Consider the following 23,178-nt stretch of genomic DNA (forward strand, 5'->3'; position numbering starts at 1 on the left):
AGACGGCTTTATCGTCGAAGCCCAACAATGCGGCGTGACCTGGCCAACGTTGGATTTCGCTGCGCTCAGCCCGACCTACAATACGACTCCGAGCGAAGAGCGCTCAGCCCTTCTTGAGCTTCTTCAGGCGCTTCTTCGATTTGTCGATGACTTCCTTGCGCTCCTTGTCCTTCAGCTCTTTCCATCCCTTGATCTCTGAGCGTTTGCGGCCACATCCCTGGCAGACGTCGTCTTTGATCTTGCACTGGCTGATGCAGGGACTTTCGACCTTACCCACGGCAACCTCGGAAATGAAAAAGGCCCTGCAGTATAACCACTGCAGGGCCCTGTCCAGCGCCATCGGGCAGGATGGCAGGCTATGGGGGCGATTTAGAAAACCGCTTGAACCTTCAGGCCACCCACCACGGCATTGTCGACCTCACGCACGCCACCCGGGTTCTTGATGTACTGGAGGTTGGGGCGCACGGTGAGCCAGTTGGTCACGTGCACGCCGTAGTAGATCTCGGCGTCGTACTCGTTGTGCTGCAGCGGCGTGAAGGCCGGATCGTTGTAGTCGGTGGCACCGGCGGCCTGGTTGAGGGCGCGCTGGTTGTCGCGGAAGTCACCGTTGGTGGTGATGCGCGCGACACCGAAGCCGATGTCATCCTTGGGACGGCCATCGAAGGGGCCCTTGTAGACCAGGCCGGCCTGGACGTAGCTGCTGACCTTGTTGACGTCCTTGGCATGGGCGGTGAAGTTGGCGAACACCGACAGGCCACGGCTCGGGTCATCATTGTGAGCGGTGATCTGCTGACGGGCCACGACCCAGTAGCCGTGCTTGCTGGAGTGCTCTTTGTAGTCCAGACCGGTGAGGGCCGCGGAGTTGCCGTTGACGTCCTCGTAGACGTCGTTGGCATCGGCGGTGCTGTAGTAATAGCCGACGCGGTATTCGCCCGGCAGGCCGTTGACCTTGGGCGACCAGACCATTTCCACCGGCAGGACCGCACCCTTGGTGCCGCTGCCGTTGAGCTTGAAGCCGTTGCCGGTTTCCAGCAGCGACGGATTCTGCTCGTAGGCACCGACCTGGACGAACAGCTCGGGGGTCAGGTTGTACTTGACGCGCAGGGCCCACTGGCTGACCGGCCAGTTGTACCAGACGCCTTCCCAGTTGCCGACCTGGGAGCCGCAGAACGCCAGGTTCTGGAAGTCGCACTCGAAGGAGTTGAAGTCCTCGCCTTCACCGAAGCGACCGGCCTTGATGTCCAGGCGACCGTCGAAGAAGCCCTTGGACAGCCACAGCTGGGTCAGACGCCAGGTCTGGCCACGGCCATAGACTTCCTGTACCGAGGAGTAGCCGCCCACGCGCGGATCGGTGATGCGATCGTCGGTGAGGTTGCGGCCGTCACGGGAGGTGATGGCCAGCTTGAACACCGAGTTTTCCCAGCCGGCGATCTTGTTCATGTCGCCCCACAGGCCGAACATGTACTGCGAGCTCCAGCGCCCGGTGCGATCGTCGTCGTAGCCGCCACGCAGGTTGGTCGCGCCTTCGCCCACGTATTCGAGCTTGATGTCCCAGCCCTTGTCGCGCAGGTCCTTGCGCACGCCACCCCAGTCACCGGTCATGGTGTTGCCCAGGGGCTCGAAGGCGGCCTCGGTGTTGTTGACGCCGCTGAAGTTGCCACCCGGATTGGCCTGGGGGGCCGCCTGGGCACCGGCGGAGACCGCCAGGGCGAGCAGCGACACCAGGGGCAGTGCGAGCCCCGAACGATTCTTGTGATTCTGACTATTCATTACTGAGATCCCTTTTTATTGAAGTGATGACACCCAGGGCCCGAAACCCGCGTCTCTAATGCTTACGGCAGGACGTTGAGGACTTCGTAACAGGCACCCATGGTGTGGTAGTCGACCTTGCCGGCCGGACTCTTGTCGTCGGAGTACTTGTGGTTCCGACGGTCGAGCAGGCGCCACCACGCGCCGTGCTCGTGATCGATGAAATGCGTCCAGCTGTAGCGCCAGAGCGCCTCATAGTGTTCCCAATAGCGGGCCTCGCCACTGCGCTCCGCCAGCAGCGCCGCGGCGGCCAGGGCCTCGGCCTGCACCCAGAAATACTTGTCCGGATCGCAGGGCGAACCATCCGGGGCGAAGCCGTAGTAGAGGCCGCCGTGCTCGCCATCCCAGCTCAGGCGCCAGGAGATATCGAACAGCGCCTGGGCCCGCGGCAGCAACCAGGGCTGGGGGCGATGGCGTTCGAGGATCAGCAGCAGCTTGGCCCATTCGATTTGGTGCCCCGGCTGGAAACCCCAGGGCCGGAACAGGTTGGCCGGATCGTCGCGGTTGTAGTCCCAGTCGATGGACCAGTCGCTGTGGTAGTGCTCCCAGACCAGGCCACCGGGGACCTTGTCGGCCACCCCGCCCTGGCCCAGGGTCAGCGCGGCCTGGCGCTGGGTCATGTTGCGCGCCAGGGTCTCGGCGCGGTCCAGGTAGCGCACCTCGCCGCTGGCTTCGAAGGCGGCCAGCAGGGCTTCGCAGGCGTGCATGTTGGCGTTCTGGCCGCGATACGGCGCCACGGTCTGCCAGTCGGCACTGATCTCGTCGACATAGAGGCCATCGGCTTCACGCCAGAAGTGGGTTTCCAGGGATTCCCAGGCTTCGCTCAGCCAGTTGCGCGCTTCCTGGATGCCCGCCTGCAGGCCGTGGGCGTAGGCCAGCACCACGAAGGCCAGGCCATAGCAGTGATTGGTGCCATCCACCACGGTGTCGCCGTCGAGCAGCCAGGCATAGCCCCCATTGGCCTGGCGATGCCGCTCGCGCAGGTACCTCAGGCCGTGACGGGTCGCGTCCAGATAGGCCGGGTCGCCGAAGTGTCGATAGGCCATGGCGAAATCGAAGACGAAGCGGGTGCTGGAGACCAGATGGCGGGTCTGGCGGTCGTAGACCGTGCCGTCATCCTTGAAGAAGTGATAGAAGCCGCCTTGGGGATCGACACAGCGGGGATGGTAGAACGCCAGGGTGTGGCGGACGTGTTCCAGCAGGGTGTCGCGACGACGAAAATCGGGGAAGTCCATCGGGTTTCCTTGGCGGCTATTGTTGTTGTGGGAAAGCGGTCTAGTGAGGGCTCACCTGCAGCAGGGCTTCGACATCGGCACGGGTCGGCGCATAGGCGCCGGCATGGCGGCAGGACACCGAGGCACTGGCCGCGGCGAATCTCAGGCGCTGCTGCAGGTCGGTCAGGCCCAGCAGGCCCGAGGCCAGCCAGCCGGCCATGGAGGCATCGCCGGCGCCCACGGTATCGACGACGTCCACGGCGATGGCGGGCTGCTGCCATTCGCCGTCCGGGGTATAGAGCACCAGGCCGTGCTCGCCACGGGTGAAGAGAATGCGGGCCTGTGGATTGAGGGCGCGCAATTCGTCCAGCGCGGCGCGCTCGTCCAGGCCCGGATAGATCTGGCGGATGTCTTCGTCGGACAGCTTGATGTCGTCGGCCAGGCGCACCAGTTCGGGGAAGGTCTGCTGGCGATAGCGATCGTCCATCAGGTTGCGCCAGTTGGGATCGTAGCTCAGACGCTTGCCGGCGGCCTTGGCCTGGCGGGCCAGGTTCAGCAGGGTATCGGCCAGCGGATAGCGGGCCAGGCTGATGCAGCTGAAATGGCAGACTTCGGCGGCCTCCAGCCAGCCTTCGGGCAGCAGCGCCGGATCGAACTGCAGATCGGCTTCGCCGGCGAAGAAATAGCGCGGCGGGCGGCTCGACGGCACGATTGCCACCAACGGGTCGGCGGCGACACGCTGGAGGAAGCGGGTATCGAGACCGGCGGTTTCCGATTGCCAGGCGATCTCGTCACCCAGGCCATCCTGACTGATGGCACCACCGAAGGCGCTTGTCACGCCCAGCCGGGCCAGGCCACGCGCCACGTTCCAGGGGGCGCCGCCTGGATAACCCCGCCATTCGCCAGGATTACCCTGGACGATGTCGGTGAGGGCTTCGCCAAAGACCACAACGCGGGGTAGTGCCATTCTTGTTCTCCTGTCTGTCACGGCAGCCGGGAGTCGATCCCGAGCCTTTGGTAAGGCCGCAACCCGACCTCAGGCGCGGCGGCGGGCGGACCTTACCACTGCTGTAACGTTTCAGCCATGAACTCTGTTCAAGAAAGTCGGCGACCGCTCGCAGGATCGAACAGCACCGCCCGTCGCGAATCGATCCGCCACAGCACCTGGTCGCCGGCCCGCGGCGCCTCGCCCGGCGCGACCCGGCAGCAGACCTTGGTGCCGTTCCATTCGGCGTACAGCAGGGTGTCCGGGCCGGTCGGCTCGACCACCTGGATCCGCGTCAGGATCCCCGGCACAGCACTGTCGGCCGGATGCGCCGACTGGATCTGCTCCGGACGCACCCCAAGAATAGCCTCTCGGCCAGCCAGCGCCGGATCCAGTTCCGGCAAGTCCACCTGGCTGTCGCCGGTGTCGCCGGTGACCCGCGCGACCACCCTGCCCTCACGGGCTTCGAGACGCACCGGCACGAAGTTCATCGGCGGCGAGCCGATGAAACTGGCGACGAAGAGGTTGGCCGGATCGTTGTAGATCTCTTCAGGGGTACCGAACTGCTGCACCTCGCCATCCTTCATCACCGCGACCCGATCTCCCAGGGTCATGGCTTCGATCTGGTCATGGGTGACGTAGACCGTAGTGGTCTGCAGGCGCTGGTGCATCAGCTTGATCTCGGTGCGCATCTCCACCCGCAGCTTGGCGTCGAGGTTGGACAGCGGCTCGTCGAACAGATAGAGCTTGGGCCGGCGCGCCAGGGCACGGCCCATGGCCACCCGCTGCTGCTGGCCACCGGAGAGCTGCGCCGGCTTGCGCTCCAGCAGGTGCTCGATCTGCAGCAGCTTGGCCACGCGCGCCACCTCGGCGTCGATCTGCTCCTTGGGCGTCTTGCGGATCTTCAGGCCGAAGGCGATGTTCTCGCGCACGGTCATGGTCGGATACAGGGCGTAGGACTGGAACACCATGGCGATATCCCGGTCCTTGGGCTCGACCTGGGTGACGTCCTCGCCGTCCAGGCAGATGGCGCCGCTGCTGATGTCTTCCAGGCCGGCAATGGCGTTCATCAGGGTGGATTTGCCACAGCCGGAGGGGCCCACCAGGATGAGGAACTGACCCGCGTCGATGCGGATGTCGATGCCCTTGAGGGCTTCCTGGGCGGCGTTGCCGTAGGTCTTGCGTACGCTTTTGAGTTCGAGAGCTGCCATGGTGGCCTTCCTTATCCTTTGACCACGCCCGAGGTCAGGCCCCGGACGAAATACTTGCCAGCGAAGATGTAGACCAGCAGCGTCGGCAGCGCGGCGATCATGGCGGCGGCCATGTCGACGTTGTATTCCTTCGCGCCGGTGCTGGTGTTGACCAGGTTGTTCAGGGCCACGGTGATGGGCTGCGACGAGCCGCTGGCGAACACCACGCCGAACAGGAAGTCGTTCCACACCTGGGTGAACTGCCAGATCAGGCTGACCATCACGATGGGCGTGGACAGCGGCAGCAGGATCTTGAAGAAGATGGTGAAGAAGCCCGCTCCGTCCAGCCGCGCCGCCTTGATCAGGGCATCGGGGATGCCCACGTAGTAGTTGCGGAAGAACAGCGTGGTGAAGGCCAGGCCGTAGATCACGTGCACCAGCACCAGGCCGGCGGTGGTGTTGGCCAGGCCCAGCTGGCCGAGGGTGAAGGACATCGGCAGCAGGATCACCTGGAAGGGAATGAAGCAGCCGAACAGCAGCAGGCTGAATAGCAGGTTCGAGCCGCGGAACTGCCACTTCGACAGGGCGTAGCCGTTGAGCGCGCCGATGAAGGTGGAGATGATCACCGCGGGCACGGTGATCATGAAGGAGTTCCAGAAGTAGCTGTGCACCACGTCCCAGGCCTTGAGCCAGCCGATCACCGTCCAGTCCAGGGGCAGGCTGAGCAGGTTGCCGGTGCGGACATCGTCCGGGGTCTTGAAGCTGGTCAGCAGCATCACCAGCAGCGGCACCAGATAGACCGCGCAGGCGATGATCAGGGTGGCGTGGATGGCCACGCGATTGACGTTCAGAGCCTTAGCCATTTCGCTTGCTCCGCAATTCCGAGTAGAGATAGGGCACCAGCACCGCCAGCACCGCGCCGAGCATCAACACCGCACTGGCCGAACCCAGGCCCATCTGGCCGCGGGTGAAGGTGTGCTGGTACATGAACACCGCCGGCAGGTCCGAGGCGTAGCCGGGACCACCCGCGGTCATGGCCATCACCAGGTCGAAGCTCTTGATGGCGATGTGGGCGAGGATCATCACCGCACTGAAGAACACCGGCCGCAGGCTCGGCAGGACGATGCGCAGGTAGATGGTGGGCAGCCCTGCCCCGTCGACTTGGGCGGCGCGCAGGATGGAGGAATCCACGCCCCGCAGACCGGCCAGGAACATGGCCATGACGAAGCCCGAGGCCTGCCAGAGGGCGGCGATCAGCAGGCAGTAGATGACTCGGTCGGGATCCACCAGCCAGTCGAAGCGAAAGCCTTCCCAGCCCCAGTCGCGCAGCAGCTTGTCCAGCCCCATGCCGGGGTTGAGCAGCCATTTCCAGGCGGTGCCGGTGACGATCATCGACAGCGCCATGGGATAGAGGTAGATGGTGCGGATGAAGCCTTCGCGGCGGATGCGCTGGTCCAGCAGGATGGCGAAGAAGACACCAATGGCCAGGCTCAGCAGGATGAACAGACCGCCGAAGATCGCCAGGTTCTTGCAGGCCACCAGCCAGCGGTCGTTCTCCAGCAGCCGCGCGTACTGGGCGAAGCCGGCGAAATTGTAGCTGGGCAGGAAACGCGAGTTGGTAAAGGAGATCACCGCCGTCCACAGCATGTAGCCATAGAGGCAGACGACCATGGCGATGGCCGTGGGCGCCAGCACCAGCTTGGGCAGCAGGCGCTGCAGCCGGTCCGGGCGTCGGCTGACCGCCGTCGCGGGAAGAGTTTCGGTAAGAGCCATGGAGGCGTTCTCAGGGGTGGTATTATCTGGGCGTCAGGCAGTTGGATGATCGCGGCCATGGGCCGCTCCTACAGCCGACGATTGGCCTGTAGGAGCGGCCTACGGCCGCGATAAACAATCCTTACCGATGGCTGTTTGCGCTTACTTCGCGGCCTGGATGGCGGCGACCAGTTGCTCGGTGGCCTTCTTCGGATCGGCGTTGGCGTCGTTGAAGAAGTTGGTCACCACGTCGAAGATCGCACCCTGCACATAGCTGGTGTTGGCCATGCTGTGCGCCATGCTCGGCTCGGCCTTGCCCTCGGCATTGGCCGCCTGGAAGTCCTTGGCGGACTGCTGGGCGCAGCTGTCGAACTTGGCCAGGTCGATGTCGTTGCGCACCGGGATGGAGCCCTTGTTGAGGTTGAAGACCTCCTGGAAGGGCTTGTCGATGACGGTGCGCACCAGATCGTCCTGGGCCTTCTGGTTGTCCTTGTTCTTGATCTTGAACATGGCCAGGGAGTCGATGTTGTAGATGAAGTCGCCCTGGGTGCCTGGCATGACCACGCATTCGTAGTCGACGCCCGGCTTCTTGCCGGCGGCGGTGAATTCCGCCTTGGCCCAGTCGCCCATGATCTGCATGCCGGCCTTGCCCTCGATGACCATGGCGGTGGCCAGGTTCCAGTCGCGACCGGCGGCGTTGGGATCGACGTAGCCCTTGATGCGCTTAAAGGTCTTGAAGACCTCGACCATCTTGTCGCTGCGCATGGTGTCGGCATCGGTCTGCACGAAGACCTTGTCGTAGCCTTCCGGGCCCATGATGGCCATGACCAGGGATTCGAAGATGGTACCGTCCTGCCAGTTCTGACCACCGTGGGCCAGGGGCACGACGCCAGCGGCCTTCAGCTTGTCGGCGGCTTCGAAGAATTCGTCCAGGGTGGTGGGGACCTTAGCGCCGGCCTTCTTGAAGACGGCGGGGTTGATCCACAGCCAGTTGATGCGGTGGATGCCGGCCGGCACGGCGACGTACTCGCCGTCGTGCTGCATGGTCTGAGCCACGCGCTTGGGCAGGATGGTGTCCCAGTTACCCTGCTTGGCGATGTCGCTGATGTTGGCCAGGAAGCCCATGCTGGCCCACTCCTGGATGTCGGGGCCTTTCAGCTGGGCAGCGGACGGCGGGTTGCCGGAGACGGCGCGGGTCTTGAGCACGGTCATGGCGGCTTCACCGGCGCCACCGGCCACGGCGAAGTCCTTCCAAGTATCGCCCTGCTTCTGCATCAGTTGCTTGAGCACATCGACGGCGCGAGCCTCGCCACCGGAGGTCCACCAGTGCAGCACCTCGACCTCACCGGCATGGGCGGTCAGGGGGGCAGCCAGCGCGGCGCAGGAAAGGGAAACGGCGAGAGCGAGACGATTCAATGCCTTCATGAGGGGTCGTTCCTTGTTGTTTTTTTATTGGAGCTGGGCCGAGTCTAGTCAGACGACTGCGGCCGTGGGTAACGAAGGGAAGGCGTTTTGTCACGAGCTGGTGACATAGCGGTAGGGTCCTGCCTAGCTGCGCGGTAGGGTCAGGGTCACCCGCAGACCGCCCTCGCGGCGGTTGCGCAGCTCCACCTCGCCGCCATGGGCGTGGGCCAGGTTGCGGGCGATGCCCAGGCCCAGGCCGTAACCCTGGCGGTCGGTGGCCAGGCGGACATGGGGTTGGAACACCTGCTCCAGCTCCTGCTCGGGCACCCCTGGCCCTTCGTCGTCGACATGCAGGACGAAGGCATGACCGTCGTCCTCCACCTGCAAATGAGCGCGATGGCCATACTTGAGGGCGTTGTCCAGCAGATTGCCGATGCAGCGCTTGAGCGCCAGGGGCTTGCCCAGCAGGTTGCCCTGGGCTTCTCCGGTGAGGCATACCCGCGGGGGCTGCTCCTGGGTGAAGGGCTCCACCAGTTGCACCAGCAGCGCCTGCAGGTCGACCGGTTCCAGGTTCTCGTGAATGTCGGTGTCCTTGACGCACTGCAGGGCGCCCTTCACCAACAGATCCAGCTCATCCAGATCACGCACCAGCTTGGCTTGCATCACCTCGTCGTCCACCAACTCGGCGCGCAGGCGCAGCCGGGTGATGGGGGTACGCAGGTCGTGGGAGATGGCGCTGAACAGCTGGGCGCGCTCGTCCAGGTAGCGGGCGATGCGTTCACGCATGGCATTGAAGGCGCGGGTGACCTCGCGGATCTCCTGGGCGCCCTCTTCCCGCACCGACGGCGTATGGACCTCCAGCGACAGCTCCCGTGCGGCGCGCGACAGGCGTTTGAGCGGGCGACTCTGCCAGCGGATCAGCAGGCCGATGAACAGCAGCAAGAAGGCGCTGCTGAACACCATGAACAGCAATTGCTGCAGGGGCAGCCAGGATTCGTCCAGGCTGTAATAAGGCGCCGGCATCAGGGTCGCCAGATACACCCACTCCCCTTCGCCGATGCGGATCTGGGTCACCAGCACCGGCGGCTCCAGCGGTTCCAGACTCAGGGCATAGTGCGCCCAGGAGCGCGGCAGCTCGTCGAGCGCCAAGGCACCGTTGAACAGCCGCAGCTGTTGCGGGCCGATGAATTCCACGTACATGGGCATGGTGGCGCCCAGGCGTTCGCGCAGCACCGCTTCGACCTCCTGCAGCACGGCGCGACGCCCCGGGGTCGCGGGCAGTGCCTGCATGGTCAGCGGCTTTTCGTTGAGCGAGACGAAGAAGCGTGTGCCGCCCATGTTGCGCAGCTGTTCCAGCACCAGAGGCCGATAGGCCGGTGGCAGCAGGCTGAAATAACGCACGCTGGCGGCGATGGAATAGCCCAGGCTGCGGGCCGCGGTCTGCAGGCCCTGGTTGCGATCGCTGCGCAATGCGGCCGACCAGAACAGCGCCGAGGCGCCCTGGGCCAGGAGCACCGCCAGCAGGGTCAGGAGCAGCATCCGCGCCAGCAGGGAACGCGGCACCAGCCGCGCGAGCGGACCGCTACACCACATCGGCGACCAGTCCGCTGACCTCGGCGGCGAGCAGGTAGCCGGATCCCCGCACAGTGCGGATCAACCGCGGCGATTTGCCGGTGTCGCGCAGGCGCTGGCGCAGGCGACTCACCGCCATGTCGACGATGCGCTCCAGCGGCAGCACCTCGCGGCCCCGGGTGGCATTGGCGATGGTGTCGCGGTCGAGGATTTGCTGAGGATGATCGAGAAACAGCTTGAGCAGGGTGAAATCGGCGCCCGACAGGATGACCTCCTCGCCGTCGCGGTGGAACAGCCGATGACTGACCGGATCCAGGCGCCAGTCGTCGAAGGTCAGCAGACCGGTAGCCACCGGACGCGTTTCGCCAAAGCCGGCCCGGCGCAACAGCGCCTTGATGCGCGCCAGCAGTTCGCGGGGGCTGAAGGGCTTGCCCAGGTAGTCGTCGGCGCCCAGTTCCAGGCCAATGACCCGATCCGCCTCGTCGGAACTGGCGGTGAGCATGATGATGGGCACCTGGCGGCAGCTCGACTGCTCGCGCATCCAGCGGCAGAGGGCGAAGCCGTCTTCGCCGGGGAGCATGACGTCGAGGATCAGCAGGTCGGGGACGAAGTCACCCAGCGCCCGGCGCAGCTCGCGGCCATCGCCAACGGCGCGCACCTGATAGCCGGCACGGGTGAGATAGGCGTCGAGAAGCTCACGGATTTCCCCGTCGTCGTCGACGACCAGGAGGGATTTGCCCAGGGTGGACATGGCGATGTTCGCTCTTGTTGTCTTGGCCGGAGGCCAGCTACCGGTAGTGCCGGCAGCATACCGGGGTCGGGCGACCTTGAGTAGTCGCCCGACCCCGGGGTAGATCAGGCCTGCCGCGCTTCTGCGATGGTCTGATCCAGGGCGACGCCTGCACCGAACAGCCCCGGATACTCGGCGGTCACCAGCCAGGCCGGGATGTCCTTGAGGTAGGCGCTGCTGGTCTTGCCCTTGTCGGCGAAGGCATGGGCGAAGGCCCCGCTCTGGAAGCGCTCGACGAAGCGCGGCAGGATGCCGCCGGCGATATAGACGCCACCCAGGGCGCCCAGGGTCAGGGCCGCGTTGCCGGCGACCCGCGCCAGCCAGATGAAGAACTGCTCCAGCACGGCATCGGCATAGGGATCGCCCTTGAGCGCCAGCTCGCAGATGTCCGCCGCGCTGTGCAGGGCGGCGGTCCGGCCGTCCAGCTCGCAACTCGCGTGATAGAGGTTGACCAGGCCGCTGCCGGACACCACGCGCTCCGCGGAGACGTGATTGCCGAACTGACGCTTGAGGATCTTCCAGATATCGAATTCGCGCTGGGTGTTGATCGGCAGGTCGACGTGACCACCCTCGCTCGGCAGCACGATCCAGCGATCCTTGCCGCTGGGCACCAGGCTGGCGAGACCCAGGCCGGTGCCGGGACCGATCACCAGGCGCGGGCGGGTCGGCAAGGCGATGCCGTCGCGCACCTGGACCGAGTCCGCCGGATCCAGGCGAGCGATGGCCCAGGCCATGGACGTGAAGTCGTTGATCAGCAGCAGATGAGTCAGACCCAGCTCGCGGCAGAACTGCTCGCGCTTGATCACCCAGTGATTGTTGGTGAAGCGGAAGTCACCCTCGCCCACCGGGCCCGCACAGGCGAGGCACACGGCGGTGATGTCATCCAGCGCCACGCCGGTCTGCGCCAGGTACTTGCGTACCGCGTCTTCCGGACAGGCGTAATCCGCACAGGCGAAGACCTCGATGGCCTCCAGGCGACCGTCACGCCACAGGGCGAAGCGGGCATTGGTGCCCCCGATGTCGCCAACCAAAGCCAAACTCATTTCAGCGCCTCCAGGCTGGAAGTAAATGCACTGGCACCCGATTCAGCCGTGCTCATGGCGCCGCGCATGAAGGCGAACAACTCACGACCACAGCCTACCCCGGTGCCCTGGGGCGCTTCGACCGTCTGGCGGGCCATCCATTCGTCCGCCGGGACCAGAATCCTCAGCTCTCCGGTACGCCCATCGACACGGATGAGATCGCCGTCACAGACCTTGGCCAGCGGACCGCCGTCGATGGCTTCCGGGCAGACATGGATCGCCGCCGGAACCTTGCCCGAAGCGCCGGACATGCGGCCGTCGGTGACCAGAGCCACCTTGAAGCCGCGATCCTGCAGCACGCCGAGGTAGGGGGTGAGCTTGTGCAACTCGGGCATACCCAGGGCCTTGGGTCCCTGGAAGCGTACCACCGCGACGAAGTCGCGCTCCAGTTCGCCGGCCTTGAAGGCGGCCGCCAGTTCGCTCTGGTCATGGAAGACCCGCGCCGGGGCCTCGACCAACTGATGTTTGGGCGCCACGGCCGACACCTTCATCACGCCGCGGCCGAGGTTGCCCTGCATGACGCGCAGGCCGCCCTCTTCGTTGAACGGGCGGCTGGCCGGCCGCAGGATGTCTTCGTCCAGGCTCTCGGCGCGCCCGGTGCGCCACTCCAGCTTGCCGTCCACCAGGAAGGGTTCCTGCAGGTAGCGCGACAGACCGTGGCCCATGATGGTGTTGACGTCTTCGTGCAGCAGCCCGGCTTCGAGCAGGGTGTGCACCATGAAGTTGACGCCACCGGCGGCGTGGAAGTGGTTCACGTCGGCCTTGCCGTTGGGATAGACCTGCGCCAGGGTCGGGGTCACCGCGGAGATCTCGGCCATGTCGTCCCAGGTCAGCTGGATGCCGGCGGCCTGGGCGATGGCCGGGATGTGCAGGGTATGGTTGGTCGAGCCACCGGTGGCGCTCAGGGCGACCACGGAGTTGACGATGGACTTCTCGTCGACGATCTCGCCCAGCGGCATGAAGTTGCCGCCCTGATGGGTGATGCGGGTTACCTGGCGCGCCGCCTCGCGGGTGAGTTCGTCACGCAGCGGGGTGTAGGGATTGACGAAGGAAGACCCCGGCAGGTGCAGGCCCATCACTTCCATCACCACCTGATTGGTGTTGGCGGTGCCATAGAAGGTGCAGGTGCCAGGGCTGTGGTAGGACTTCATCTCCGACTCCAGCAACTCCTCGCGGGTCGCCTTGCCCTCGGCGAAGGCCTGGCGCACGCGCGCCTTCTCCTTGTTGGAGATGCCCGATGGCATGGGGCCGCCCGGGACGAAGATCATCGGCAGATGGCCGAAGCGCAGCGCGCCGATCATCAGGCCAGGAATGATCTTGTCGCAGATGCCCAGCAGCAGCGCGGCGTCGAACATGTTGTGCGACAGGGCCACGGCGGTGGACATGGCGATGACCTCACGGCTCGCCAGGCTGAGCTCCATGCCGGCCTCGCCCTGGGTCACGCCGTCGCACATGGCCGGCACGCCACCGGCGAACTGACCGACGGAGCCGATCTCGCGCAGGGCCTGTTTGATCAGCTCCGGGTAGTGCTCGTAGGGCTGATGAGCCGACAACATGTCGTTGTAGCTGGAAACGATGGCGACGTTGGCCTGGTCCATCAAACGGAGGCGCTGCTTATCCGTCGAGGATCCACACCCGGCGACGCCATGGGCGAAATTGGCGCATTGCAGCTTGCCGCGCTGCGGACCGTCGCTGGCGGCGGCCCGGATCATGGCGAGGTAACGCTCACGGGTCGGACGACTGCGTTCCACCAACCGCTGTGTGACTTCGAGGACGCGAGGATGCATGGTTTCGATTCTCCACCGGGCTAAATTTGTTGTTATTTAAAACATTCACAGCCAAATTGGCGCTATTATTCCGCTTAGCACGCGTCATGTGTAATGTTTTTTACAACAAAACCCAGCTATCGCGAGGTTTCTCTCAATGAGTATTCGTATTGCCATCAATGGTTTTGGACGCATCGGCCGCAACGTGCTGCGGGCGCTGTATACCGAGGGCTATCGCCAGGACCTGGAGGTCGTCGCGATCAACGACCTGGGCGACGCCGCCATCAATGCGCATCTCCTACAGTATGACAGCGTTCATGACCGCTTCCCTGCCGAGGTGTCCGTCGAGGGCGACAAGCTGGTGGTCAATGGCGATCGCATCGCCGTGACGGCCATCCGCAACCCGGCCGAGCTGCCGTGGAAGGACCTGAAGGTCGACGTGGTGTTCGAGTGCACCGGCCTCTTCACCAGCCGCGACAAGGCCGCTGCCCATCTGGAAGCCGGCGCCTCCAAGGTGATCATCTCGGCACCGGGCAAGGACGTGGACGCCACCATCGTCTATGGCGTCAACGACAACATCCTGCGTCAGTCGCACCAGATCATCTCCAACGCCTCCTGCACCACCAACTGCCTGGCGCCCGTCGCCCAAGTACTGCAGCGCGAGCTGGGCATCGAGAATGGTTTGATGACCACCATCCATGCCTACACCAACGACCAGAACCTGTCGGACGTCTACCACTCCGACCCCTTCCGGGCGCGTTCGGCCACCCAGTCGATGATTCCGACCAAGACCGGTGCCGCCGAGGCCGTGGGCCTGGTATTGCCGGAGCTGCAAGGCAAGTTTAGCGGCATGGCGGTGCGGGTGCCGACCATCAACGTGTCGCTGGTCGATTTGACCATCCTGACCGCCAAGGAAACCGACGCCAAGACCATCAACGCCTTCATGAAGGCGGCGGCCGAAGCTTCGCCGGTGCTGGGCTACAACGACAAGCCGCTGGTCTCCATCGACTTCAACCACAACCGCCTGTCGTCGATCTTCGACGCCAACCACACCAAGGTGAGCGGCAAGCTGGTGAAGATCATGGCCTGGTACGACAACGAGTGGGGCTTCTCCAACCGTATGCTCGATACCTGCAAGGCGCTGGTCAACGCGCCGGCCTGAGGTCTGTAGGTCTGGGTTGGAAGAAAGCGCCTTCGGGCGCTTTTTTCGTTTTGGCGAGAGTGCTGGGCTTCGCTATGCGAAGCGCCAACCTATTCGAATATCGCGGCCATGGGCCGCTCCTACAGTTAAATCGGAGCCTGGAGCGGTCGCTACGGCGCACCGGCATGGCCGCGATACGGATCAGCCACTGGGGAGGCTTATGTAGGTTGGGCTGAGCGCAGCGAAGCCCAACAGGGCTGACTCAACCCTCGTCTTCTTCGTCCGCCGCCTGGCGCAGGTCGTCGAAATCGGTCTTGAGGCCGGTCTCCATGGCGTCCAGCTCGGTGAGCAGGGTGCGAAAGCTGGTGCGCTCGGGAACCACCAGGGTGTCCTCTTCTTGCTCCGGCTCCCCTACCCCCAGCGCCGCCAGGCTCAACTCGGGGTCTTCCAGCACCGACGCCGGTTCGGGTTCCAGCTGGCGGACCTCGGCCAGGGGCGGCAGCTGATCGAGGCTGCGCAGGTCGAAATAGTCGAGAAAGGTCTTGGTGGTGGCGAACATGGCCGGGCGGCCGGGGACGTCGCGATAGCCCACCACGCGGATCCAGTCGCGTTCCAACAGCGTCTTGACGATCTGGCTGTTGACCGCCACGCCGCGCACCTCCTCGATCTCGCCACGGGTGATCGGCTGGCGATAGGCGATCAGCGCCAGGGTCTCCAGCATGGCGCGGGAATAGCGCGGCGGGCGCTCTTCCCAGAGTCGCCCGACCCAAGGCGCGTACTTTTCGCGCACCTGCAGGCGATAGCCGGACGCCACCTCCTTGAGCTCGAAGCCGCGCTTGCGACAGGAGCCGCCGAGCACGGCGAGACCGGCACGCAGGTGGGCGGGCTCGGGGCGCTCGTATTCTTCGAAGAGTTCGGCCAGACGCTCCAGGGTCAGGGGGCGGCCGGCAGCGAGCAGTATGGCTTCCAGCAAGGGTGCCAGTTGCTTGGGATCGGTGTAGTTCATGGGCGGCGATGATAAGGCCGGGCGCGGGTCCCGCCAAATGCAACCTACCAACCGATGGCCAGATCCGTGGGATCTTTGACCTTGTCGCCAATAGAACGCCCAGGCATGCTTCCCGGATCGCTACGGAGAGCCACCCATGCCGCTGATCGCCGCCCTGCTCTACCCCGACGTCATGAGCCTGGACGTCACCGGCCCGCTGCAGGTATTCGCCTCGGCCAACCTGGAACGGGAACGTCAGGGCCTGCCCGCCTACTATCAGCTGCGCCTGCTGGGCGCCGCCGAAGGCTTGGTCAGGACGTCAGCCGGCATCGGCATCCAGGCCGAACAGGGTTGGTACGACCTGGACGTGGATGAGGTGGACACCCTGCTGATCCCTGGCGGCATAGGCATCGAGACGCTACGCCAGGATGCCGGCCTGCAGGCCTGGCTGCGCGATCTGGAGCCCCGGGTGCGGCGTCTTGGCTCGGTGTGTTCCGGCGCCTTGATGCTGGCCAGCGCCGGCCTGCTCGACGGCCGCCGGGCCACCACCCACTGGGCCTATGTCGACGAACTGGCGGCCTTTCCGGACATCGAGGTCCAGGGCGACCGCCTGCATACCTATGATCCACTGGGGCGCGATGGCGATCCCCATGTCTTCACCTCGGCCGGCGTCACCGCCGGTATCGACCTGGCCCTGGCGCTGGTGGAGGCCGATCTCGGGCGCCCCCTGGCCCTGGCGGTGGCGCGGCGGTTGGTGATGTTCCTTCGCCGTCCCGGTGGCCAGGCGCAATTCAGCGCCTGCCTGGCGCCCGATCCGGGACGGACGCCCCGCCTGGCCGCCCTGCTCGACTGGATTCCCGGCCACCTCGGCGAGGACCTCGGGCTGGAACGTCTGGCCGAACGCGCCCATATGGCGCCCCGTACGCTGTCGCGGCTGTTCAGTCGCGAGGTGGGCATGGGTCCGGGTCGCTATGTCGAGCAGGTCCGGCTGGAGACGGCGCGAGTACTGCTGCAGGATGGCCAGGCCTCCATCGGCACCGTTTCGCGCCTGTGCGGCTTCGGCCATCCGGAAAATCTGCGACGCACCTTTCACAAGCACCTGGCAGTCAGCCCCCAGGACTACGCAGCGCGCTTCGGCGCCTGATCAGGGAGCGACAGCCATGCTGGACATGCGGACTTCGTGTGAGCACTGCGCCAAGGCGTTGCCGATGGAGAGCAAGGAGGCGGTGATCTGCTCCTATGAATGCACCTTTTGCACGGAATGCGCGGCGGGGCCGCTGCAGGAGCAGTGTCCGAATTGTCGCGGGGAGCTGGTCAGGCGTCCACGGCGGGTAGCGAAAGAAGCTCAAGACACCTGACAGCAAGGCACGGCACGGCACGGCCATGGCGATCCGCCGATGTGACCGCTCTGAGGCAGACTTCTGATCGCGGCCATGGGCCGCTCCTACAAATACACCTCTGCTGTAGGAGCGGCCCATGGCCGCGATCGCATCAACGCGAATCATCACGCCATCACCGCAACAACCCCGCCTCCGCGCGGATCGGCTCCGGGGTGGGTTCGCCCAGCAGATCCAGCACGGCGATTTCCAGCCCACGACTGAGGGCGTCCAGCGGCAGATGGTTGGGCTGGGTGCCGAAGGGATCGGCGATCTGGTCGCCCAGGGCATCCAGGCCAAAGAAGGTGTAGGCGAGCACCAGCACCGCCAGCGGCGTGAACCAGCCCAGGCTGTCCACCAGGCAGAACGGTAGCAGGAAGCAATAGACGTGCACCACCCGGTGCAGCATCAGGATGTAGGGATAGGGAATGGGGGTCTGGCGGATGCGCTCGCAGCCGCTGAGCACCGTGGTCAGCCGGTCCAACTGGTTATCGACGTTGGCGATCAACGGGTCACCGAGCCCTTCCTGTCGTGCCCGGGCAACCAGCGTCGTGCCCAGCCGGCGGATCAGCGCACTGGGTCGGTGAGGGGCCGCGAGCAGGGTTTCCTCCCCCGCCAGCACGCGCTGCAGATCAGCAGACGGCGCTTCCCGGCGCAGGTGATCACGCAGCGCATAACCAAAGGCCAACAGCGGGGTCAGCAGCTGGCGGCGCTCAGCTGCGTTCAGGCTAGGCAACAGGGTCTCGACCTGGCGCGCCAGGTTGCGTCCGGCGATCAGCAGTTCGCCCCACAGACCACGCGCCTCCCAGAAGCGCTGGTAGGCGGTGGTGTTGCGAAAGCCGAGAAAGATCGCCAGGGTCAGGCCCCAGAGGGTCAGCGGGGTGGTGGTCAGGCCGAAGTCGAAGCGCAGGATGACGCCATGGCTGAGGGTTACCGCCAGGCTCAGCAGCATCACATAGAGCAGCTTGCGCCAGATCGCCTGGACGATGGACCCGCGTATCGTGAACAGCAGTTCGCGCAGCGAGGGATTCTGGGGGCGGGTGATCACCGGTAAGGCCGAGGCAGTCTGAGATGAATCAGCGCCACCCGCTCACCGGCCACCGAACGTCGCTCTTCGATGGCATAGGGGGTGAAGCCCAAGGCTTGGTAGAGCAGTAGCCCCACCACGTTTGCGTTGAAACAGGAAAGGACCACTTCACGAGCGCCGTGTGTCTCGAACGCGCGCCCTATCATCATCTTCAGCAGGTAACGTCCGACCCCCTGCCCCCGGTAGGCGGGATCAACGACGGCATTGCCAATCGCATACACCTCATCCGCCCACCTGCAGAAGTTGGAAAATCCCACCACTCGCCCATCCGCCACCACGACGCGATTGTCGCGACGCTCCGCGATGGCGGCCTGCAATCGAACTGGGGTGAGCGGGAATTGGGCACGGGGAAACCAGAACATCAGCTCCGTGGGGTTTTTGGAAAATTCGCATAGGGCGGGCAGGTCACTGTCCTGGACCGGCCGATGGCTTAGCTGCAAGGTGAGGTCCTCGGGTCGATGGCTGGACGATCTTGCCCAGCTTTTTTGGCTTAGCTACCAAACACTATCCCGACCAATGTCCCGCCGGCCAGCAGCCACAGCGGATGCCAGCGGGTAAATAGCTACCCCAGAGCACCCGCCGCCAGGATCAGCACCCACAGCGGCGTGGTGGCCACGCTCACGCCCACCAGCCAGGCACTGGCGGCTACCAGGCCGACGGTGACCGGCACCAGTCCGGCCTGCAGATGACGGCGCCAGGGGCGGTCGGCGAAGCGTTGCCAGAGGTGCAGCACGCCGAGGGTCAACAGCGAGGACGGTACGAACTTGGCCAGGGAGGTCACCAGCAGACCCGGCCAGCCGGCCACGTGCCAGCCGATCAGCGGCACGATCATCAGGTTGGGACCGGGCGCCGCCTGGGCCAGGGCGAACAGGGCGGCGAAGTCGGCGGCGCTCATCCAGCCGTGCACCGTCACCACCTGGCGCTGCATCTCCGGCAGCACCGAGTTGCCACCGCCAAAGGCCAGCAGCGAGAGCTGGGTAAAGATCAGTGTCAGGGCCAACAGGGTCGCGCTCATAGGCCCTGCCGATAGCTGAGCAGGACGCTGATCGGGGTGAGCACCAGCATGGTCCAGAGCAGCGGCAGCTTGAACAGCGCCAAGGCGAGAAAGGCCAGGCAGGCGATGCCCAAAGCCAGCCAGCGACCGCGCAAGGGCTGAATGAGCTTGACCGCCATGGCTACCAGCAGGCCGGCGGCCGCGGCCGCGAGACCGGCGAAGGCGCGACCCACCAGGGGGTCGTCATGGTAGCGGTCGTAGAGCACGCCCAGGCCGACCACCACCAGGGTCGGCCCCACCAGCAACCCGGCGGCAGCGGCCAGGGCGCCGCTCCAGCCGGCGAATCTCATGCCCACCGCCACCGAGAGGTTGATGATGTTGCCGCCCGGCAAGAACTGGCAGAGGCCGAGCAATTCGGTGAATTCCTCCGCCGACAGCCAGCGCCGCTTCTCCACCAGGTAGCGCCGCGCCAGCGGCAGCACCCCACCGAAGGCCGTGATGCCCAGGCCGAAGAAACCGAGGAAGAGATCGCGGCGCCGCGGCCGGTGCAGGGTGGAGTCGTTGTCCATGGGCAGGGGTTCGTCAGATCCAGAGTGACAACAATAGCGTACCGGCAAGACCGGTGACGGAAACCAGGGTCTGCAGCACCGACCAGACCCACAGTGTCTGCTTGAGCTCCAGGCCGAAATACTCGCGCACCATCCAGAAGCCGGCGTCATTGACGTGGCAGAAGAACACCGAGCCGGCGCCGATGGCCAGGGCGATCAGCGAGGCCTGGGGCCCGGCCAGCCCGGCCACAACCGGCGCCAGGATACCGGCCGTGGTGGTGGTCGCGACCGTCGCCGAACCGGTCGCCTGGCGCAGCGCCACGGCGATCAGCCAGGCCAGCAGGATGTAGGGCAGATGGGCGCCCTCGGCGACCTTGGCCACGGTGTGGCTGATCCCGGCGTCGAGCAGGGTCTGCTTGAGGCCACCGCCGGCGCCGATGGTGAGCAGCAGCGCGGCGATGGGCGCCAGGCTCTTGCGCAGCACGCCACCGACGCGCTCGCGCGGCATGCCACTGCCCCAGCCGAGCAGCACGATGGCCGCCAGCACGGCGAGCCCCAGGGCGATCAGGGGTTCGCCAAGGAACTTCAGCCCCTCCGCCAGACCGCTGTGCGGGTCGAGGGCGACCTTGGCGAAAGTGCTGCCCAGCATCAGCAGCACCGGCAACAGGATCACCAGCAACGACAGACCGAAACCCGGCTGGCGCGCGCCCTGATCCCGGGCGCTGAACAACTCGCCCAGCTCCGCCGGCGGCTGGATCGTCATGCGCCGCGACAGCCAGCCGCCGTACAGGGGACCGGCCAGGATCACCGCAGGGATGGCGATCACCAGGCCCAGGAGCATGGTCAGGCCAAGGTCCGCGTGCAATGCACCGACCGCGATCAGCGGACCGGGGTGCGGCGGCAGCAACGCGTGCAGGGTGGTCATCCCGGCCAGGGCCGGAATGGCGATGCGCAGCAACGGCTGCCCGGAGCGCTGCGCCATGACGAAGATGATGGGCACCATCAGTACCAGGCCGACCTCGAAGAACAGCGGCAGGCCGATCACCATGGCCACCAGGGCCATGACCCAGGGCAGGCTGCGACCCTTGCCCAGGCCCAGCAGGGTGCTGGCGATGCGATCGGCGGCACCGGACTCCGCCATCAGCGCACCGAGCATGGAGCCCAGAGCGATGATGATGCCGGCCTCGCCGAGGATGCCACCCGCGCCCTTGCTGAAGGCCTTGGCCACGGCTTCGGCGGGCAGCCCGGCCCCCAGGCCGGCGATGAAGGTGCCGATGAGAATGGCCAGGAAGGGTGGCAGCCGGGTGACGCCAATCAGCAGGACGATGGCCAGGATGGCGGCCAGGCAGCAAGAGATCAGCCGGGTGTCGTGGGCGACCCAGGCGAGCGCAGCAGGATCCACAGGTGACTCCTTGTAACTTATTGTTTCAGGATCACCTTAACCGAAACAAGGTCCGAGGTACGACGTAAATCGAAATAACCCCTTTCGCTTATTGCACTTAGCTTGCGAACCTCAGCCGTTTCGCACGATCCAAACTGCGTTCGGTCATGACCGAATCCCTTACCCTTTGCTCGCAGGCGGTTGGCATGAACGAAACCTCTACTCTCTGGCAGCAGACCCTCGCCCAGTTCCGCGACGGTACCGGTTCCACCCTGCCCACCCCGGGCAGTGGCGCGGCGGCTACCGTGGCGGCCTGCCTGGGCGTCGCACTGGTCCTCAAGGGCTTGAAGCTCAGCCAGCAGCGCCAGCCGGTGACCCGCCACGCCGAGCTGATCACCCTGGGCGAGCGCCTGCAGGAAGCCCTGAGCACCTGTGCCGATGCCGATGTGCAGGCCTTCGCCAACTACCTGGAAGCCGATCGTCAGGCCAGTGGCGCCGGCGCCGAGGGCGAACGTCGCCAGCAGGCGCTCAACCTGGCCGCGGCCAACGCCGTGCAGATTCCCATCGCTACCGCTCAGCTGTGCCTGGAAGCCCTGGATCTCGCCGTGATCGCCACGCCGCTCACCGTAGAACCGCTGCGCAGCGACACTCTGGCCGGCGGTCGCCTGGTGCATGGTGCCCTCGGTGCGGTGCTGACCACCGTGGATGCCGACCGCAATGGCCTGAAATCCGGCGACGCCCGGGAAGCCGCGCGGCAGATGCGCGACAAGCTCCAGCAGCAGGCCGATCAGCGACTCGCCCAGCTGAGCGCCACCCCCGTTCCGCCGGCCATGGGCTGACGGCCGGTGCTGGCCCGCCTGGGCTGGGTCCTGCGCGGACTCCAGCGACGCCTGTGGTTCCGCGCCACCCTGTTCTCGGTCGCCGGGGTGGCGACCGCCCTCCTCGCCCTGCTCCTGCGTGACCACATCCCGGCCAGTCTGCCGGCCAAGGTCGGCGCCGATGCCGTCGACAAGATCCTCACCATCATCGCCAGCAGCATGCTGGCGGTGACCACCTTTTCCCTCAGCACCATGGTGACGGCCTACAACGCCGCCGCCAGCAGCGTGACGCCCCGGGCCTATCCGTTGCTGTTGGAAGACAGCACCACCCAGAACGCCCTGGCCACCTTTCTCGGCTCCTTCCTGTTCAGCCTGGTCGGCATCATCGCCCTGAGCACCGGCCTCTACGGCGACAACGGCCGCGTGGTGCTCTTCGCCGTCACCCTGGTGGTGATCCTGCTGATCGTCTTCACCCTGCTGCGTTGGATCGACCACCTCTCCCGGCTGGGGCAGCTGGATGCCACCAGCGACAGCATCGAAGACGCCGCCCGGCATAGCCTGCAGCGCTGGTTGACCCATCCTTACCTGGGTGGGGTGGCGGCGCCGGTCGATGAACCCGCCAACGGCCGCCCGGTCCTGGCGGACCGCACCGGTTATCTGCAACGGGTAGACATGCCGCTGCTGGCGGACCTCTGCGGCGACCGCGGTCGCCTGCGCCTGGCCGCCATGCCCGGCGCCTTTCTCGATCCGGCGCAGCCGCTGCTCTGGGTGGAAGGCCTACCGCCGGAAAAGGACGCGCGCCTGCGTGCCGCCTTCACCCTGGATGCGCGCCGGGTGCACGACCAGGATCCGCGCTTCGGCCTGACGGTGCTGGGCGAGATCGCCACCGGGGCGCTGGTGCCTTCGCGCAGCGATTCGGGCACCGCCATCGCCATCCTCGGTCGCGCCCAACGGCTGCTCACCGAACTCACCGAAAGGCGCGAGCCCGTCGAGCCTCGCTATCCGCGGATCGAGGTGCCGGAGCTGTCGCTGGACGATCTCTTCGACGACTTCTTTCTGCCGGTGGGCCGCGACGCGGCGCCCCTGGTGGAGGTGGGCATGCGGCTGCAGAAATCCCTGGCGCGCCTGGCGGTCCAGGGCGATGCGCGGATCAGGCGCGAGTGCCTGCGGCATTCCCGCCTGGCGCTGGCCCGGGCCGAAGCCACCCTGGGCCAGGCCGAAGACCGCGTCATCCTCCAGCAACTGGCTGCGGACGTCGAACGCCTCTGCGCCTCCCGCTAGCCC

Annotated in this window: 23 protein-coding genes; 5 read left to right on the forward strand and 18 right to left on the reverse strand. The window is 65.7% G+C overall.

Annotated elements, in window-relative coordinates:
* Positions 1 to 103: 103 nt before the first annotated feature.
* The 12 genes from BMZ43_RS07545 to edd form a co-directional block, all read right to left on the reverse strand.
* Positions 104 to 277 (reverse strand): DUF1289 domain-containing protein, encoded by a 174-nt coding sequence (locus tag BMZ43_RS07545; RefSeq protein ID WP_082696425.1) that lies wholly within the window; start codon positions 275 to 277, stop codon positions 104 to 106.
* A 92-nt stretch (positions 278 to 369) separates the two neighbouring features.
* Entirely contained in the window at positions 370 to 1,770 is a 1,401-nt protein-coding gene (locus BMZ43_RS07550; protein WP_093251910.1) for a carbohydrate porin, read from the reverse strand.
* A 62-nt stretch (positions 1,771 to 1,832) separates the two neighbouring features.
* A complete protein-coding gene (locus BMZ43_RS07555) occupies positions 1,833 to 3,044 on the reverse strand; it encodes an AGE family epimerase/isomerase (RefSeq protein WP_093251914.1) in 1,212 nt (403 codons plus the stop codon).
* A 40-nt stretch (positions 3,045 to 3,084) separates the two neighbouring features.
* A complete protein-coding gene (locus BMZ43_RS07560; RefSeq protein ID WP_017641305.1) occupies positions 3,085 to 3,990 on the reverse strand; it encodes a carbohydrate kinase family protein in 906 nt (301 codons plus the stop codon).
* A 128-nt stretch (positions 3,991 to 4,118) separates the two neighbouring features.
* Positions 4,119 to 5,219 (reverse strand): ABC transporter ATP-binding protein, encoded by a 1,101-nt coding sequence (locus BMZ43_RS07565; protein ID WP_064309573.1) that lies wholly within the window; start codon positions 5,217 to 5,219, stop codon positions 4,119 to 4,121.
* An 11-nt stretch (positions 5,220 to 5,230) separates the two neighbouring features.
* Positions 5,231 to 6,061: a carbohydrate ABC transporter permease gene (locus BMZ43_RS07570; protein ID WP_017641307.1), complete on the reverse strand. Its 831-nt coding sequence runs from the start codon at positions 6,059 to 6,061 to the stop codon at positions 5,231 to 5,233.
* Entirely contained in the window at positions 6,054 to 6,971 is a 918-nt protein-coding gene (locus BMZ43_RS07575) for a carbohydrate ABC transporter permease (RefSeq protein ID WP_017641308.1), read from the reverse strand. The genes BMZ43_RS07570 and BMZ43_RS07575 overlap by 8 nt, the downstream gene beginning before the upstream one ends.
* A 141-nt stretch (positions 6,972 to 7,112) precedes the next feature.
* Positions 7,113 to 8,375, reverse strand: coding sequence for an ABC transporter substrate-binding protein (locus BMZ43_RS07580; protein ID WP_093251919.1), 1,263 nt, complete (start codon positions 8,373 to 8,375; stop codon positions 7,113 to 7,115).
* Positions 8,376 to 8,498: 123 nt separating this feature from the next.
* Positions 8,499 to 9,947: an ATP-binding protein gene (locus tag BMZ43_RS07585; protein WP_093251923.1), complete on the reverse strand. Its 1,449-nt coding sequence runs from the start codon at positions 9,945 to 9,947 to the stop codon at positions 8,499 to 8,501.
* A complete protein-coding gene (locus BMZ43_RS07590) occupies positions 9,937 to 10,677 on the reverse strand; it encodes a response regulator (RefSeq protein WP_093251928.1) in 741 nt (246 codons plus the stop codon). Before BMZ43_RS07590 ends, BMZ43_RS07585 begins: the two co-directional genes overlap by 11 nt.
* 104 nt (positions 10,678 to 10,781) lie before the next feature.
* A complete protein-coding gene (locus BMZ43_RS07595; protein ID WP_007158679.1) occupies positions 10,782 to 11,759 on the reverse strand; it encodes a glucokinase in 978 nt (325 codons plus the stop codon).
* The gene (gene edd / locus BMZ43_RS07600; protein ID WP_017641312.1) at positions 11,756 to 13,585 is read right to left on the reverse strand and encodes a phosphogluconate dehydratase; all 1,830 of its coding nucleotides are present in this window, start codon (positions 13,583 to 13,585) and stop codon (positions 11,756 to 11,758) included. The genes BMZ43_RS07595 and edd overlap by 4 nt, the downstream gene beginning before the upstream one ends.
* Before the next feature lie 136 nt (positions 13,586 to 13,721).
* Between edd and gap the strand changes: the two genes are divergently transcribed.
* Complete coding sequence (gap, locus tag BMZ43_RS07605) at positions 13,722 to 14,726, forward strand: type I glyceraldehyde-3-phosphate dehydrogenase (RefSeq protein ID WP_017641313.1); 1,005 nt, start codon at positions 13,722 to 13,724, stop codon at positions 14,724 to 14,726.
* Positions 14,727 to 14,967: 241 nt separating this feature from the next.
* On the opposite strand, the gene scpB is transcribed toward gap, so the two are convergent.
* Positions 14,968 to 15,711 (reverse strand): SMC-Scp complex subunit ScpB, encoded by a 744-nt coding sequence (gene scpB / locus BMZ43_RS07610; RefSeq protein WP_017641314.1) that lies wholly within the window; start codon positions 15,709 to 15,711, stop codon positions 14,968 to 14,970.
* Between the two features lie 136 nt (positions 15,712 to 15,847).
* Between scpB and BMZ43_RS07615 the strand changes: the two genes are divergently transcribed.
* On the forward strand, positions 15,848 to 16,834 hold the full coding sequence (locus BMZ43_RS07615) for a GlxA family transcriptional regulator (RefSeq protein ID WP_093251934.1): 987 nt from the start codon (positions 15,848 to 15,850) through the stop codon (positions 16,832 to 16,834).
* Positions 16,835 to 16,859: 25 nt separating this feature from the next.
* On the forward strand, positions 16,860 to 17,048 hold the full coding sequence (locus BMZ43_RS07620; RefSeq protein WP_256204540.1) for a DUF1272 domain-containing protein: 189 nt from the start codon (positions 16,860 to 16,862) through the stop codon (positions 17,046 to 17,048).
* 154 nt (positions 17,049 to 17,202) lie between these two features.
* Here BMZ43_RS07620 and BMZ43_RS07625 read toward each other — a convergent pair whose 3' ends face one another.
* The 5 genes from BMZ43_RS07625 to BMZ43_RS07645 all read right to left on the reverse strand — a co-directional run bounded on the left by BMZ43_RS07625 (position 17,203) and on the right by BMZ43_RS07645 (position 21,097).
* The gene (locus tag BMZ43_RS07625) at positions 17,203 to 18,114 is read right to left on the reverse strand and encodes a bestrophin family protein (RefSeq protein WP_093251941.1); all 912 of its coding nucleotides are present in this window, start codon (positions 18,112 to 18,114) and stop codon (positions 17,203 to 17,205) included.
* A complete protein-coding gene (locus tag BMZ43_RS07630; protein ID WP_093251948.1) occupies positions 18,111 to 18,593 on the reverse strand; it encodes a GNAT family N-acetyltransferase in 483 nt (160 codons plus the stop codon). Before BMZ43_RS07630 ends, BMZ43_RS07625 begins: the two co-directional genes overlap by 4 nt.
* A gap of 122 nt (positions 18,594 to 18,715) precedes the next feature.
* Positions 18,716 to 19,168, reverse strand: a complete 453-nt coding sequence (locus BMZ43_RS07635; protein WP_256562890.1) for a chromate transporter — start codon at positions 19,166 to 19,168, stop codon at positions 18,716 to 18,718.
* Entirely contained in the window at positions 19,165 to 19,716 is a 552-nt protein-coding gene (locus BMZ43_RS07640; RefSeq protein ID WP_093251952.1) for a chromate transporter, read from the reverse strand. Before BMZ43_RS07640 ends, BMZ43_RS07635 begins: the two co-directional genes overlap by 4 nt.
* 13 nt (positions 19,717 to 19,729) lie before the next feature.
* The gene (locus BMZ43_RS07645) at positions 19,730 to 21,097 is read right to left on the reverse strand and encodes a GntT/GntP/DsdX family permease (RefSeq protein ID WP_093251956.1); all 1,368 of its coding nucleotides are present in this window, start codon (positions 21,095 to 21,097) and stop codon (positions 19,730 to 19,732) included.
* Positions 21,098 to 21,282: 185 nt separating this feature from the next.
* Here BMZ43_RS07645 and BMZ43_RS07650 point away from each other — a divergent pair, with 185 nt between their 5' ends.
* Positions 21,283 to 21,915 carry a cyclodeaminase/cyclohydrolase family protein gene (locus BMZ43_RS07650; protein WP_017641321.1) on the forward strand — a complete coding sequence of 211 codons (633 nt, stop codon included), beginning with the start codon at positions 21,283 to 21,285 and terminating at the stop codon, positions 21,913 to 21,915.
* 6 nt (positions 21,916 to 21,921) lie between these two features.
* A complete protein-coding gene (locus BMZ43_RS07655) occupies positions 21,922 to 23,175 on the forward strand; it encodes a DUF2254 domain-containing protein (protein ID WP_093251960.1) in 1,254 nt (417 codons plus the stop codon).
* Positions 23,176 to 23,178 lie beyond the last annotated feature (3 nt).

The organism is Pseudomonas sp. Snoq117.2 (assembly GCF_900110545.1).
Lineage (GTDB): Bacteria > Pseudomonadota > Gammaproteobacteria > Pseudomonadales > Pseudomonadaceae > Chryseomonas > Chryseomonas benzopyrenica.